General features: G+C 58.5%; 14 protein-coding genes. All 14 read left to right on the forward strand.

From position 1 onward, the window contains the following. Window positions 1–128: 128 nt before the first annotated feature. Entirely contained in the window at window positions 129–947 is an 819-nt protein-coding gene (locus KGA88_RS30710) for a citryl-CoA lyase (protein ID WP_317851690.1), read from the forward strand. Between the two features lie 75 nt (window positions 948–1,022). Then, window positions 1,023–2,201 (forward strand): thiolase family protein, encoded by a 1,179-nt coding sequence (locus KGA88_RS30715; protein ID WP_223596564.1) that lies wholly within the window; start codon window positions 1,023–1,025, stop codon window positions 2,199–2,201. A gap of 52 nt (window positions 2,202–2,253) precedes the next feature. Next, entirely contained in the window at window positions 2,254–3,168 is a 915-nt protein-coding gene (locus tag KGA88_RS30720; protein WP_223596565.1) for an SDR family NAD(P)-dependent oxidoreductase, read from the forward strand. 30 nt (window positions 3,169–3,198) lie between these two features. Beyond that, window positions 3,199–4,272 (forward strand): acyl-CoA dehydrogenase family protein, encoded by a 1,074-nt coding sequence (locus tag KGA88_RS30725; RefSeq protein ID WP_223596566.1) that lies wholly within the window; start codon window positions 3,199–3,201, stop codon window positions 4,270–4,272. Beyond that, a complete protein-coding gene (locus KGA88_RS30730; protein WP_223596567.1) occupies window positions 4,269–5,408 on the forward strand; it encodes an acyl-CoA dehydrogenase family protein in 1,140 nt (379 codons plus the stop codon). Before KGA88_RS30725 ends, KGA88_RS30730 begins: the two co-directional genes overlap by 4 nt. Before the next feature lie 48 nt (window positions 5,409–5,456). Further along, entirely contained in the window at window positions 5,457–6,248 is a 792-nt protein-coding gene (locus tag KGA88_RS30735; RefSeq protein WP_223596568.1) for an enoyl-CoA hydratase/isomerase family protein, read from the forward strand. Between the two features lie 88 nt (window positions 6,249–6,336). Further along, complete coding sequence (locus tag KGA88_RS30740) at window positions 6,337–7,536, forward strand: CaiB/BaiF CoA transferase family protein (RefSeq protein ID WP_223596569.1); 1,200 nt, start codon at window positions 6,337–6,339, stop codon at window positions 7,534–7,536. Window positions 7,537–7,563: 27 nt separating this feature from the next. Continuing rightward, on the forward strand, window positions 7,564–8,289 hold the full coding sequence (locus KGA88_RS30745; RefSeq protein ID WP_223596575.1) for a nitroreductase: 726 nt from the start codon (window positions 7,564–7,566) through the stop codon (window positions 8,287–8,289). A gap of 352 nt (window positions 8,290–8,641) precedes the next feature. Then, window positions 8,642–9,475 (forward strand): enoyl-CoA hydratase/isomerase family protein, encoded by an 834-nt coding sequence (locus KGA88_RS30750; RefSeq protein WP_223596577.1) that lies wholly within the window; start codon window positions 8,642–8,644, stop codon window positions 9,473–9,475. 38 nt (window positions 9,476–9,513) lie between these two features. Further along, the gene (locus KGA88_RS30755) at window positions 9,514–10,434 is read left to right on the forward strand and encodes an NAD(P)H-dependent flavin oxidoreductase (RefSeq protein WP_223596579.1); all 921 of its coding nucleotides are present in this window, start codon (window positions 9,514–9,516) and stop codon (window positions 10,432–10,434) included. A gap of 9 nt (window positions 10,435–10,443) precedes the next feature. Then, window positions 10,444–11,121, forward strand: coding sequence for a nitroreductase (locus tag KGA88_RS30760; protein WP_223596582.1), 678 nt, complete (start codon window positions 10,444–10,446; stop codon window positions 11,119–11,121). 724 nt (window positions 11,122–11,845) lie between these two features. Then, entirely contained in the window at window positions 11,846–13,174 is a 1,329-nt protein-coding gene (locus KGA88_RS30765) for an MFS transporter (protein ID WP_223596584.1), read from the forward strand. A 262-nt stretch (window positions 13,175–13,436) separates the two neighbouring features. Next, window positions 13,437–14,723 (forward strand): OprD family porin, encoded by a 1,287-nt coding sequence (locus tag KGA88_RS30770; protein ID WP_223596585.1) that lies wholly within the window; start codon window positions 13,437–13,439, stop codon window positions 14,721–14,723. A 29-nt stretch (window positions 14,724–14,752) separates the two neighbouring features. Continuing rightward, window positions 14,753–15,373, forward strand: coding sequence for a MarR family winged helix-turn-helix transcriptional regulator (locus KGA88_RS30775; protein WP_223596587.1), 621 nt, complete (start codon window positions 14,753–14,755; stop codon window positions 15,371–15,373).

Here is a 15,373-nt window from a genome sequence, read left to right on the forward strand (position 1 = left end):
CTTCTTGTCGGAAGAATTTGGAGGAAAACATCCATATTGTGGATGTTAGGTTTTTATATCCAGACGCCGGGAAGTAGGATTTTTCCTCACAGGTTCGAGATCAATCGCCTGAATCTCCTCTCACTGAAATCGAGAACTGCATGACTAACACGACAAAAACAGCAGATCGAAAATACTGGCGCACCGCTATCGCGGATCCTTCTCCACACGAAGGCACTGTGGTCAGGGGCTATGACGTCCTCACCGATCTCGTCGGCAAGATCGACTTCGGGGCAATGGTGTACCTGCTTTTCAAGGGCGAGCTCCCCAAGGGCAATGAGTCGAAAATCATCAATGCGATGTTCATCTCGGTGGCCGACCACGGTATTTCACCGTCCTCGACGGTCACGCGGTTCGTGCAAGCCGCGGGTGTGCCGATCCAATGCTCGGTCGCGGCAGGCGCCATGATGTTCGGCGACGTCCACGGGGGTGCCGGCGAGGAGTTCGCCCGCTACGTTCAGGAGCTGGTGTCCGAGGCAGCCTCAAGCGGACGTAGCTATGAGGATGTGGCGTCTGAGTACGTTGCCAACCAAAAGCGACTGGATGGCTTCGGACATCCGCAGCATCCCGAGGGCGATCCTCGCGGGAAGGTGCTGTTCGCACTCGCCGAGGAATATGGGATTGCAGGCGATCACGTCCGGATGACTCGCGAGCTGGAGAAGGCGCTGATCAAGAAGAAAAACCGACCGCTGCTGGCGAACATCGATGCCGCGGTCGGCGCAATCATCTCGGACATGGGAATCGACTGGCGGCTGGCTCGCGCTTTCATCGTCATTCCGCGCACTGCGGGCTTGTTCGCCCACGCATTCGAAGAGTCCGTGCGCGAGCCCGGCTGGCGCCAGATAACGCTTGACCAAGTTGAATACGACGGCCCAGCGCGCCGGACCAACAACGACCCTGCACGCTGACAGAACACTTAATCCAAAACCGCCACGGTTTGGATGCGACGTCCTTACTTAACTATTCATGAATTGGAGACACTCATGTCCGATCGTGTAGCAATCGTTGGAATTGGAATGACTTCTTTTGGAAAGTTTCTCGACCGCTCGGTCAGAAATCTTTCGGAAGAAGCTGTACAGATAGCGCTGGAAGATGCCGGTATCGATGCCGGGCGCGTTGACCGGGTTTACTTTGGTAACGCGGCGGCTGGCCTTGTCACAGGGCAGGAAATGGTTCGCGCCCAGGCTGCGTTGAGATTCACGGGGCTGATGGGCAAGCCGATGATTAACACTGAAAACGCGTGTGCCACAGGTAGCACCGCGTTTCATCTTGCATGGCAGTGCGTGGAAGCCGGACAAGCCGATGTCGTGCTGGTGGTTGGCGCGGAAAAGCTCACCCACGTCGACAAAGCGGTGTCCTTCGGTGCATTCGGTTCCGCGGTAGATTTGGAAGAAAAGCAACTCGAGCATGTCGGGTCAGGTAGCGGCTCCATCTTCATGGACATTTACGCCGAGAGAACCCGCCGTTACATGGAGGCAACGGGAACGACATCGGCGGACATAGCCCAAGTAGTGGTCAAAAGCCGGCGTGCAGCGTCCCTAAATCCCTTTGCTCAATTCCGCAAGCCAACGACCGTTGAAGAGGTGTTGGCGGCCCGCATGATCAGCAACCCATTGACGCTCCCGATGTGCTCTTCGATCGGTGACGGTGCTGCAGCAATCGTTCTGTGTTCGAGTCGCATTGCCGCGCAATTGACGGGTGCCAGACCAGTGTGGGTGGCTACTTCTGCATTGGTTTCGGGCTCGGCAGATCCGACAGGTCCCAACGCTACAGCACGGGCTGCAAAGGTGGCGTATGAATCAGCTTCTATCGATCCGAGAGAAATTCACGTTGTCGAAGTCCACGATGCATCCGCACCAGGCGAGCTGATCAATTGCGAAACGTTACAGCTCTGTGCGCCCGGAGAGGCCGTCCAACTGCTGCGAAGCGGCGCCACAGACCTCGGCGGAAAGATTTCGATCAATCCGAGCGGTGGGTTGCTCAGCCGGGGCCACCCTATCGGGGCGACGGGCACTGCTCAGATTTTCGAACTCGTGCAGCAACTTCGCGGTGAGGCGGGCGAGCGGCAACGCAAGTCGGCAAAGGTTGGCCTGGCGCAAAACTCCGGAGGGCAAGTTGGCGGTGACTCGGCCGCAGCGGTTGTGACCATCCTGACTACGTGAACCGGGTCGACTGGCTCCTCGGAACGATTGATCGATAAATCTGGAGATTGATATGACACAGCGACTGCTGGGCAAAGTAATCGTGGTGACCGGCGCGGGCGCCGGCGTGGGCAAGGAAATTGCGCTTGAAGCGGCGCGCCAGGGTGCACGTGTGATCGTGAACGACCTGGGCGTGAGCATGGAAGGCGAGGGCGGTAGTGCAGGCCCAGCGCAGCAGACCGTGGATCAGATCCGGGCCGCCGGTGGTGAGGCTTCGGCCAATACAGACAGCGTGGCAGAGTGGAGCTCGGCGCAACGAATCGTGCAGCATGCGCTGGACACGTACGGACGTATCGACGGGCTGGTCAACAACGCCGGCAATCTGCGAGACGGGATCTTCCACAAGATGACGGAAGAGGACTTCGACGCGGTGGTGAAGGTGCACCTGAAGGGCTGCTTCAACATGGCCCGAGCCGCGGCGCCGCATTTTAAAAGCCAGGAGTCGGGCGCCATCGTCCACATGACTTCGACTTCCGGGCTGATCGGTAACGTCGCGCAGGCCAATTACTCCGCGGCAAAGATGGGCATCGTAGGCCTGTCGAAATCGATTGCGCTGGACATGGAGCGCTTCGGAGTGCGGTCGAACTGCATTGCGCCATTCGCATTCACCCGCATGGTGAGTTCGATTCCGACCGACACGCCGGAAGGGCTGGCCCGCACGCTGGTCAACCAGCGCATGGAAGTTGCCAAGATTGCACCGTTCACCTGCGCGCTGCTCACCGACGAAGCTCAGAGCGTGTCGGGTCAGATCTTCGGCGTTCGCAGCAACGAGATTTTCCTGTTCTCACAGCCTAGGCCGATCCGTACCGCACATCGCAGCGAAGGCTGGACTGTCGATACCTGCCTCGAAGTGGCGCTGCCCATGATGAAACCCTCGTTCTTTCCGCTGGACAAGTCGCGCGACATCTTCACCTGGGATCCAGTCTGACGTGACAAAAACAACAATAAGGAACAAACGATGAGTGATGAGACGCGTGACATGCTGCATGAAGCAGCCCGCCGGATACTGGCGGACAAGCCCGAAAACCTGTGGGCCGTTCTGCAAGAGTCCGGATTCGACAAGGCCTTGCTGCCTGAGAGTAAAGGCGGCGCGGGCGTGAGCTGGGCGGATGCGTGCGGGCTTCTGATGCTTGCGGGAGAGCATGCGGCAGCCGCTCCGCTGGCGGAGGCGATGGTTGGACACTGGCTTATGAACCTTGCCGGCGTCGAGGGCGCAAGCCTGCCGACCATTGCGCCATCGGTGCTCAACGAGCAGGTCCGGGTGAGTGCAGCAGGCAACGACCAGCGCGTCGACGGCACGCTGCCCCGTGTGCCATGGGGCGACGCATGCACGCATGTCGCATTCATCGTGGGGGCTGGCACTGCCGCTCAACTGATCGTGGTGGCACGGGGTGCGGCAGGCGTCTCTGTCACATCAGGGCGCAATCTCGCCGGCGAGCCGCGCGACACGCTGGTGCTTGATAGCGTTGTGCCAGAGGCGGTGGCCCCTGCGCCTTTCGGCGAGCATGAGCTGCTTTGCCTTGCAGCCATCCTGCGCAGCGCGCTCATGGCCGGAGCGATCGAACGGTCCCTCGCTCTCGCCGTTGACTACGCCAACCTTCGCGTGCAGTTCGGCCGAGCGATTGGCAAGTTCCAGGCCGTCCAGCAGAGCATCGCCGTGTTGGCGACACAGGCGGCGGCGGCGCGCGCCGCGGCGGAAGCTGGCTGCGAGGCGATCGATGAATCGCTGGCTGCGATGGGCGAGCCTCTCATGCAAAGCATTGCCGCCGCCAGCGCCAAGATTCGAACCGGCGAAGCGGCTGGGCAGGCCTGTGCGATTGCGCATCAGGTGTTCGGAGCCATCGGCTTCACTGAGGAGCACGAACTTCACCGATTCACCAAGCGGCTTTGGTCCTGGCGTGATGAGTGTGGCAACGAGGCTTTCTGGTCTCGCGAGCTTGGCGAACGCATCCTGGCCGGCGACCCCGGACAGTCCCTCTGGCACACAGTGGTGCCGACAGCAAGCGGAACAGTCACGGGAGCAGCACGATGAACAACCTTTCCTTTGCGCGCCCGCGGGGGTCCGAGATTGGCGAGCGGCTTCGAGCTGAAGTGCGCGAGTTTCTTGACGGCTGGCACGGCGATCGGCATGGCGCCGCTACCTTTGGCGGCTTTGATCCCGCATTCAGCGAAGCACTTGGCGAACGCGGCTGGATCGGCATGGGCTTTCCCAAGCGCTATGGCGGTGGCGGCTATGGACTGATGGAACGGTTCGTCGTGCTGGAGGAACTGCTTGCCGCTCGTGCCCCCATTTTTGCCCATGCGGTGGCCGAGCGACAAAGCGGGCCGTTGCTCTTACGGTTCGGCAACGAACGGCAGCGCGAGGAGATCGTCCCCCAGATTGCCGCCGGGAAAAGCTATTTTTGCATCGGCCTGAGCGAGCCGAATTCGGGGTCGGATCTCGCTTCAGTGCGCACGCGTGCCACGAAGGTGGACGGTGGCTGGGTTGTGAACGGTGCCAAGATCTGGACGTCGAGCGCGCACCGCGCTCACTACATGATTCTGCTGTGCCGTACGGCGCCCGCGAGTGAAGTGCGGCAAGCCGGGTTAAGCCAGTTTCTGGTCGACATGAAGACGCCCGGCATCACATGCCGGCAGATCGTCAACATCGCCGGAGACGACGACTTCAATGAAGTGCACTTCCAGGACGTATTCCTCGCTGACGATGCCCTCATTGGCGTCGAAGGCCAAGGCTGGCAACAGGTCACGAGCGAGCTGACGCTTGAGCGAAGCGGGCCGGACCGGTTCATGTCCCACATGGGAGCAGTCGAGGAATTCGTCGCCGCGCTCAAGCAGCAGCCGTCGAGTGAAGGCGCCCGGACGGTAGGGCGCCTGGTCGCTCATCTCTCAACGCTGAGGCGGATGTCGCGCTCGATCGCCACGATGATCACCGATGGCCAGGATGCCGCATTGCATGCTGCCTTGGTCAAGGACCTGGGTAACTGCTTCGAACAGGAGATTCCAGAGACCCTTCGATTGGTCCTGCAGACCGAACCGGAGCCGGGCGCCTCGCAGGCCTACAGCGCGGCGCTGGCCAACGTCATCCTGCATGCACCTTCCTGCACGATCCGCGGCGGGACCAGAGAAGTGCTTCGCGGCATCATCGCGAAGTCCCTCGGCCTGCGATAAGAAGCCTGTTAGTCAGCCTGCAAATGAACTCGGAAAGGTAGCCAAAAAGTGGAAATTACATCGAACACTGAAGAACTTCATCGCCAACAGGACGAGAGCGTGCTGTGGTTGAAACTGAATCGACCACAGGCGTTGAACTCGCTGACACTGTCGCTTGTAAACGCATTGACGCGGGCGATTGACGATGCTCAGACCGACCCGGATGTACGTGTCATCGTTCTGACAGGCGAGGGTCGCGCCTTCTGCGCCGGCGCTGACTTGAAGGACCCCGCCAGGAGCCGCCCCGAAAGTGGTGCCGAATTCGTGAAGGCCATCGGCGCGCTGACCGAGCTGATCGAAGCGTCCACCAAACCGGTCATCGCCGCTCTCAACGGAATCACGGTCGCCGGCGGGCTGGAACTCGTGCTTGCCTGCGACATCGTGATCGCCGCCGAGTCCGCCCGGATTGGTGATGCCCATTCGAACTACGCCCTATTCCCAGGAGCGGGCGCCACTGTGCGCTTGCCGAGGAAGGTGGGATTGAACAACGCGAAGCTCCTCATGTTCACGGGCGACATGCATCCTGCCAGCGAATGGAAGGCGCTCGGCCTCGTTAACGTGGTGGTCGCTGATGACAGCTTCATTGATGCCGTGGCGACGCTTGCCAAGAAAATCGCGACAAAGAGTCCGCTGGTTCTGGCTCGGATGAAGCAGGCGCTAAATGATGCGCTGGATCAGCCCATGGCCATTGGTCTGCGCTATGAGCGTGCCTTGAGCAACCTGCACCACTTCTCGGCCGATCGTGTGGAAGGGCTGGCCGCCTTCAAAGAAAAGCGCGCTCCGCAGTTCAAGGGCAACTAGTCCTGCCCGCCACTCGACTATCACAGTGTTAGCCGATCGCCCTGACCTAAGGCCGCTCGGCTGACATCAACGATTAAAGGGATTGAATATGGAACCGAAAGATAAAGGGCCGTTGGCTGGCATCCGTGTAATTGACATCGGCACGATGGTTGCTGGTCCGGTTGCCGCGACGCTGCTTGCAGACTTGGGCGCCGACGTGATCAAAATCGAGCAACCGCGGGGTGGCGACGCCCTACGCCATATCGGGCCAATGGTGGAAGGCGAAAGCCTTTGGTGGAATGTCGAAGGGCGAAACAAGAAGTCGGTGACGCTCGATCTGCACCATCCCGAAGGCCAGCGGATTCTGAAGGAAATGTTGAAGCAAGCCGATGTGCTCGTGGAGAATTTCCGCCCCGGCGTCTTGGACAAATGGAACCTGTCGTGGGAGCACCTGAAGCAAGTGAACCCAAGGCTGGTGATGCTCAGTGTTTCCGGCTATGGCCAGACCGGTCCCTACGCAAATCGTGCAGGATACGACCGCATTGCCCTCGCAATGGGCGGCACGCTGAACGCTACGGGCTATCCTGATCGCGCCCCCGTCAAACTGGGCACGGCGATGGCCGACTATTCGACAGCGGTGCTTGGCGCTTTTGGAATCATGGTGGCGCTCTACAACCGTGATACGTGCGGCGGTACAGGTCAGCAAATCGATCTTTCGTTGTACGAAACAGTGTTCCGCTTTACCGACGTGATGGTCACGGCGTACGAGAAGATAGGACTGCCGCGCGAGCGGACGGGCAACCTTCACTTCGCGGCCGCCCCGGGTGACCATTTTGAAACGTGCGATGGACGCTACATCGTCCTGACCGTGTCCAACGACCGCATGTACGGCCGCCTGTGCGAAGTCATTCCGGTCCTTGTCGGTAACGAGCGCTTTTCCAGCCACGCGAAACGCACCGCGTGCGTCGAGGAAGTCAACCAGGTCGTCGCTGATTGGATCAAGTCGCTGCCGGTTCTGGAGGTGTGCCGGATTCTCGAAGAGAAGGGCCTCGCTTATTCCTTGATCTACTCGATCAAGGACATCGTCGCAGACCCGCACTACCAGGCCCGGGGCAGCATCGCCAGCGTTGAGCACCCGACGATCGGCGAACTAAAGATGCCAGCTGTGCAGCCCCGCTTCAGTGGGACGCCGTCGCCGAAAATCAAGCCAGCACCCGCTCTCGGCGCGCATACCGACGAGGTCCTACACGAACTTTTGGGGTTCTCGGTTGGGCAGATCGCCGAGCTGCGCCAAGTGGGCACGGTCTAAGGTGCCGAACACAATGGAGGTAATTCAATGACCCTGTCCAAAGTCAAAACGGTCGTGCGGGATTCGGCGAGCGTGGTCTCGGCCATCGAGAGCCGCTTCTCGTGCCGTGCGTTCTTGGCCGACAAGCCGGTCGCGCGCCAGCAGATCGAAGAGATTCTGCGGGTTGCGAGTTGCGCGGCGTCCAGCACCAACACCCAGCCGTGGAAAGTGTATGTGCTGCAGGGAGATCAACGTGATGCACTGGTTGCGAAGGTGTGTGCTGCGCACGAAGCGACGCAAGCAGATCCTTCGCGATCCGCCGAATATGGGGAGGTGGACGGCTACTACCCTGCTGAGTGGATCTCACCTTACATCGACCGACGACGCCAGAACGGTTGGGGCCTGTACGGTGCTCTCGGAATCGTAAAAGGCGAGAAGGACAAGATGCATGCGCAAACACAGAGGAATTACCGCTTTTTCGACGCGCCGGTGGGCCTCATGTTCACCATCGATCGCGTCATGGGGCGTGGCTCCTTGATCGACTACGGCATGTTCCTGCAAACCCTGATGCTGGCGGCGCGCACCCTTGGTCTGCACACCTGTCCCCAGGCGGCGTGGAACAATTACGCGAAGATCGTCACGCCTTTCATCGGCGCGGGTTCCGATGAAATGCTGGTTTGCGGCATGGCGTTGGGCTATGCAGACGAGTCCGCGCTGGTGAATAACTATCAGCCGCCACGAGAGACTGTGAAGAGTTTCACACGCTGGGTATGACCGACCCCTTCGGCCACATTGCGGCATGAATGCCGAGATGCACGCGACGCCTTCAACATACGTCCGGGGGCACCAGCCGCTTTGCATTCCTTTGTGGGCCTGCGCATTGGGGCCGGCCGGACCAAGCGCGCTCGAGAACGTGCTGGGGGGAGGGGCGTCGAGTTGCACAACGTGGCGCTTTTGGGGAACACCTCGGCTGTTGCCACAGCAGCAATAGATCAAACCGAAGCCGCCGCGGCCAGACTCTCTGCCTCCTGTCGCAGCGGCCAAATCGGCATTTAGGAGTCTAGTCAAACCGCCCTTGGTGAGGATGCTGGATGGCCGGTTACGTCAGAATTTTGGAGGTATGTGCATGACTTATGAAACGATCGATTTCAACATTGAAGACGGCATTGCGTTTCTTTACTTGAACCGGCCGGCGGCCAAGAACGCGATTGATGATGTCATGCGCGGGGAAATCGCTGACGTCATCAGACGCCTGACCAAGGGAATCGACCACAAGGATCTCGATGTCCGGGCCCTGGTGATCGGCGGACGCGGCGGCGCCTTCTGCGGCGGCGGTGACGTGAAGGGCATGGCAAAGAAAAAGACCGGCCTGATGATGCACAGTCGCATGACGGACATCCAGGACTGGTTTCGAGATCTCATCAAGCTTGAGATGCCCGTCATCGCGGCTGTCGACGGACCAGCTTTCGGTGCCGGATTCAGCATCGCGCTTGCCGCCGACTTTATTATTGCGACGCCGAAGTCGAGCTTCTGCGCAGCGTTCGGACGCATGGGTCTGGTGCCGGACACGTCGCTTATCTTCATGCTGCCTCGCATCGTGGGGTTGCAGCGCGCCAAGGAATTGATCTTCTCGGCGCGCGTGCTGGGTGCCGACGAGGCCAAGACAATGGGCATCGTTTACGGCCTGGTGCCCGAAAGCGAAGTCATAGAAGCGGCCACCGAGCTCGCACGCAAGATGAAGTTTGCGTCCGTTGCCGCTGTGGCACTCACAAAGCAACTGCTCAATCAGACATTCGAGTCGAGCCAGACAGCGATGGCGCAGGCTGAGGCGCTCGCTCAGGCCATCGCCATTGGCACGGATTACCACGCTGATGCTGTCGAGCGCTTTGTCGGAAAGTCGCCCCTGTTGTTCACGGGTTTCAGCGAGCGTAACTGGCGAAAGCCGACGCAGCCGAAATAGCCCTTACCCAATCACTTTTCTAAAAGAGCCAATCAGCTATGTTCAATCGCTCTAGTCTTTCGCTTCCCGTCATCTGCGCTCCGATGTTTCTCGTCACCGGACCCGACCTGGTACGGGAGGCTTGCCTCGCGGGACTGGTGGGCGTTTTGCCGCGCCACAACGCCAGAACCCTGGAGCAGTTCGAGGAGTGGCTGGATACGATCCAGACCGCACGGAAGAACGCGCTGTCATCAAAGGTCGGCGCGCTCGCAGTCAACGTCTCCGCAAAACTGCCTGTTGCCGAGATAGAGGAAAGTTTGGCTCTTGCAGCCCGCTACGGCGTGGAGACTGTTATCAGTGTCGGCGGCGGACCGCGCGAGGTCGTGCGCGTCGCGCATGAGAAGGGCATGGGCGTGCTTCACGATGTTATCAGTCTGGACTTCGCGAACAAGGCGATCAGCCAGGGAGTCGATGGTCTCATCGCTATTGGTTTGGGAGGCGGCGGCCATTCAGGGCTTCTGTGCCATCTGGCGCTGATTGAAAAAATCCGCACGACATTCAAGGGTCCCCTGGTCATGGCTGGCGGGATCTCCACGGGTGCTGGCGTGCGGGCCGCAGAGGTTTTAGGCGCCGATTACGCGTATATGGGGACACGCTTCATCGCCACGAAAGAGGCAGATGCACCTGCCGATTACAAGCAGATGCTCGTCGAATCGACATCGGAAGATTTGGTCTATACGCCCAACGTCACGGGCGTGTCGGCGAACTGGTTGAAGCCGTCTTTACGGCGGTGCGGGGTCGACATCGACACGCTCGCTACGCCCAGCGCTGGACGGTTCGATCATCTGCCGACCGACATCCGGCCATGGCGGGACATCTGGAGCGGCGGGCAAGGCATCGATCTCATCGACGACATCCCCGACGTCGCCACATTGGTCGCGCGGCTCGTCCGCGAATACCAAGCCGCGTGCAAGGACTAAAGGGGCATCATGCAGTTCGACGACGTCATCCTCGGCCGCCGCAGCATCCGGGGCTACAAGCGTGACCCGGTTCCAAAGGTGGTGATCGAGGAAGTTATTGCACTGGCCATGCGGGCCCCATCGTCCAATAACACCCAACCGTGGAACTTCTATGTCGTCACCGGGGAGCCGCTGGCCCGCATTCGCGCCGGCAATACGCAGAGGATGATGGCCGGTGTGCCGCAATCTCGGGAGTTTCGGACCGGTCTGGCCTTCGCCGGCACCCACCGCGAGCGGCAGGTCAAGGTCGCCAAGCAGCTGTTCACGGCGATGGGCATCGCGCGCGACGACAATGAGAGTCGCCACGACTGGGTCATGCGCGGCTTCCGCCAGTTCGATGCGCCTGTCTGCGTCATTGTCACCTACGACCGTGTGCTTGACGGCAGCGACGATACGCCATTCGACTGCGGGTCAGTAACCACTGCGATTGTGAACGCCGCGTGGTCGCGAGGACTGGGTTGCGTGATCAACAGTCAGGGCATCATGCAATCGCCGGTGGTGCGAGAGCATGCCGGCATTGCCGGCGACCAGGTGATCATGAAGAGCATTGCGCTTGGTTGGCCTGACGATACCTTCCCTGCCAACGCGGTGATCACCGAGCGCAAGAGCATCGCCGAAGCCAGCGTTTTTGTTGGTTTTGACGACTAGTGCTTCGAGCGATTAATTCAATAGCGTGTTCTTTATCAACCCTGCTTTGTTTTGTTCACAGAGCTGATGATTGATTCAGCCGTCTTGTTCCCCGCAATGGTTCGGCCGAACGGTCATTGTGGGCCTCGATAAACTGACGAATCACAGCCCAGTATTATTCTGTTTTTAGAACACTGTAGGAGCTCGCTCTTACAGAGACTTAAGTGAACAGCATTACGATACAGCGCTCGTCCTTCCAGTTGCGCGAAACAGCCTTCCACGCTGTTCAGTCACGAGGCATTGGGCTGCGTGAAGTGTTCAAGGTTGGTTACAAAATCTCAGGCCCCGGCAGCTCGCATAAGACCTCCAGATGTCCGCATAGTGGACACACATCTTTCATCTTTTTGCTATGTATCTATGCTCAATCCGGGATGTGCAGGGAAGGAATCACACGGTTCATCCAGTCCAGAAATTCGCGCTTTCGGGTGCGCTTGGTCGACACGCTCAGGCCAAGGCAGGTTTTTTTCATGTACTAGATTCACGCTGGCTCAACGATTCATTGCAAGTAGATCCACCGGCTAATTTTTCAGAAAACCCTTTGTTTTCTGGGCCGGATACAGATTTGAAAGACCCGCGAACGTCCCACCGGGCTTACCTCAACTTGAGGTCACGAAATGGGCGCCCCTGTTTCGTCGTGAATGACGACTTGTGCAGGTAATCCAAAAACAATCAAATGGAGACAACTATGGTTTCACTAGCGAAATATCCCGACGCAAGCACCACGAGCACCGCGCAGGTTCTTGATGCCGACAAGACGTTCCAAAAGATCACTCGCCGCCTGGTCCCGTTGTTATTCCTCATTTACCTGATGTCCAACATTGACCGCGTCAACGTCGGCATTGCGCAGCTCCAGATGAAGTCCGCACTGGGTTTCACCGACGCCGTCTATGGCTTGGGCGCGGGCATCTTCTTCGTGTCGTACGCGCTGTTCGCATTGCCTAACACTATCGTGATGTCGCGGCTCGGCGCACTGAAGACAATCATGCTATTGACCATTGGCTGGGGTCTCGTCTCGTCACTCACGATGTTTGTCCGCACCCCAGCCTCGTTCTATGTGCTGCGCTTTCTGCTGGGCGTGTTCGAGGCGGGGTTCTTTCCGATCGTCGTCTATTACCTGTCGTGCTGGTTTCCGCTGCAGCGCCGCGCCAAAGTGCTGGCGCTGTTCTCCTCGGCAATCGTGATATCCGGGGTCATTGCTTATCCGATATCAGGCGCGATCCTCAAGCACATGCACGGCTTAGGGGGATTGGACGGCTGGGAGTGGATGTTCCCGCTCGAAGGTTTGCCATGCGTCCTTCTCGCCTTGCTGGTGCCTATGTTGCTTGATGAGTCGCCTGAAAAAGCCGACTGGCTGTCAAACGAAGAAAAGGCCATGCTAGCTGCTTCGCTCAAAGCCGAGTCACCGGCCAGCGAGGGGCAGACGTTCGCACAGATCCTCCGTGATCCTCGCCTCTATGCGCTGATGGCCGTCTATTTCACATTCGCCGGCGCTATCGCGGTGCTCCATTTCTGGACCCCGACCATCATTCGCTCACTCGGCGTGACCGACATCATCCATGTCGGCTTCTACTCCGCCATTCCCAGCGTTTTCTCATTCTTCGCGATGATCTCGATTGGGGCGCGTGCCGACCGTAAGCAGCGTTTGCGCGAAAGCGTTGTTGCGACACAGCTGGTCGGCGGCGCTGCACTCTGCCTGCTGCCATTCGCTTCGAGTTCACTAGTGCTTTCACTCGCTTTGCTGTCGGTAGGTATGGCAGGGCTGGTTACATTCATTCCGCTGTTTTGGGCCAGTGTGCCGGCTTGCTTCCCCGGCTCCGCAAAAGCTGTCTCGGCGGTTGCGACCATCGGTCTGCTCGGTGGAGTCATCAGTCCAGCAGTGATCGGATGGTTGAACACGCACATGGGCAGTATGAGCATCGGCATCTATGTATTCGGCGGACTGTTCTGCCTAGGCGGGCTGTTGTATGCCAAGACGACGCGCAACGTGGCGAATCTGCGCCGTCGCGAAGTCTGAGGGAAGAAAGCAATCATCGGCACCAAGATGGACTCTATGCATCCTCAGGGGCGTTCATAAACGCAAACCAGGTGTGCGTTTATATAACGCATACCCGGTTGGCGGAGTCATTTGATGACCACTCTCTACCTGAGTTTTCTGTCCATTGCTGCGCCGAGTCTGATCGTTTGTTTCGTGGTCATGCGCCACGTTAAATAACCCGGGTCCTGACGGATCTTTACATCGAACTTCATACCTTAATAACAACAATAAAGGCTGAAGCATGACAACAATCAATACCCAGCGCGCATCGCTGATGCTCGCTGCACTTTGCTGTGTATTACAACCGGCGGCTCAAGCCGCTTTTCTGGGCGATGCGAAGGGAAGTATGGAGTTGCGTAACTTCTATTTTGATCGCGATTTTCACGGTGATACTGCAACTCAGTCCAGGCGTGGCGAGTGGGCCCAAGGTTTAATATTGCAGTTGCAGTCCGGTTTTACACCAGGCCTGGTTGGTTTTGGACTGGATGCGGTGGGTATGCTCGGCATAAAACTCGACTCCTCCCCGGACCGTTCCGGAACAGGCCTGTTACCACGCGGAGCGGACAAGCGCGCGCCTGATGATTATTCAAAGGCCGTTGTCACGTTCAAGGCAAAACTCTCGAAAACGGAGGTTCGAGTAGGGGGTCTCAACCCCGTGCTGCCGCTGCTGGCATCCAACAACAGCCGGCTACTCCCGCAGTGGTTCAACGGCGCTCAAGTGGTGAGCAAGGATCTGGACAAATTTACCTTTACGGGCATGGATATCGACTCCACCAAGTTACGTGACTCCACTGATTCCGAAGACCTGACGGCGACGCCACAGCAGGGCGCTTACTCTGCAACTATCACCAGCGATCGGTTGTACTACGCGGGAATTGACTATCAGCCGCTGAAAAATCTGACGCTGAGCTTGCACGCCAGCCAGCTTGAGGATTTGTTTCAGCGGAATTTCGCTGGGTTCAAATTCCGGACTGAGATGGGGCCGGGTGAGGCGTTCACCGAGTGGCGTTATTTCACTGCGAAGGAAACGGGCCGCGAGTTGCTTGGCAACGTCGACAATCGAACCTTGAGCACCAACTTCGGTTACTCGATACAGGGACACACCTTCAGTGGCGGCTACCAGAAAGGAAGCGGGGATACGGCATACGCCTCAGTGGGCGGCACTGACACTTATCTGTTCAGCGAGCAGCAACTCAGTACTTTCTCGTTGGAGAATGAGCGCGTATGGATGATGCGCTATGACTACAACTTCGCCGCACTTGGAATTCCCGGACTGACCTTCAACGTGCGTTATGTGAAGGGCGATCAGGTCGATCCGGAGCATGTCAGCACTGTCAAGGCCAAAGCCTTGCAGGCTACAGGCGGTGAGGGTGATGAATGGGAGCGAACCACTGACATTACTTACCTCATCCAGTCAGGCACTTTCAAGAATGTGTCGTTGCGTTGGCGTAACTCGACCATGCGCTCGAACTTCACTGCTCCGGCGGACGAGAACCGAGTCATTGTGGGCTACACCTTCACGTTCTAGTGCATAGGGAAGCGATGAGGACGGCCCTTGTGGAGTTCCTTGCTGGCGCCTTCGGCAAATCGCTGGGCGAAATGGGAACAGGCCCTGGACCACAGTCCCGTCAGCGCCACACGCATCGAGACTATTTAGTTTGCATGCAAAGTATTTGCCCGGTAAATTACTTTGCACGCAAGCCAATAATCAGAGCCTTTTCCGTGAATATCAAAAATGACACTACATACCCGCGGCTGGGTAGTCAGGTAGGTCTGATTTACCGCCAGTGGCGCAAAATTCTTGACGCTCGTCTCAAGACGTTTGGCGTTACCGATGCTAGTTGGATGCCACTGATTACCCTGGCGAGGGCCGGACGACCACTGCGCCAAAAAGAACTGGCTGAGCGTCTGTCCTTGGACACCTCCTCAATGGTAAGGGTGCTGGAAAAGTTGCGTGCTGAACGGCTCATTGATTGGTCAGTTGACCCCGATGACCGTCGCGCCAAAGCGATTTCTCTGACACTGCAAGGCCAGCAACTGGTCGCCAGCATTGAAGGGTACTCCCGCGCACTTGAGGGAGAAGTGCTGGCCGGCATCGCACCCGAAGATGTCGCGACTACCCGCGAGGTACTGAATCGGATTGCGAACAACATCGTGCAAATCACAAACAAGGTGTGA

Origin of the sequence: Pseudomonas sp. A-R-19, assembly GCF_019956575.1 — a bacterium.
In the GTDB taxonomy this organism is placed as follows: domain Bacteria; phylum Pseudomonadota; class Gammaproteobacteria; order Pseudomonadales; family Pseudomonadaceae; genus Aquipseudomonas.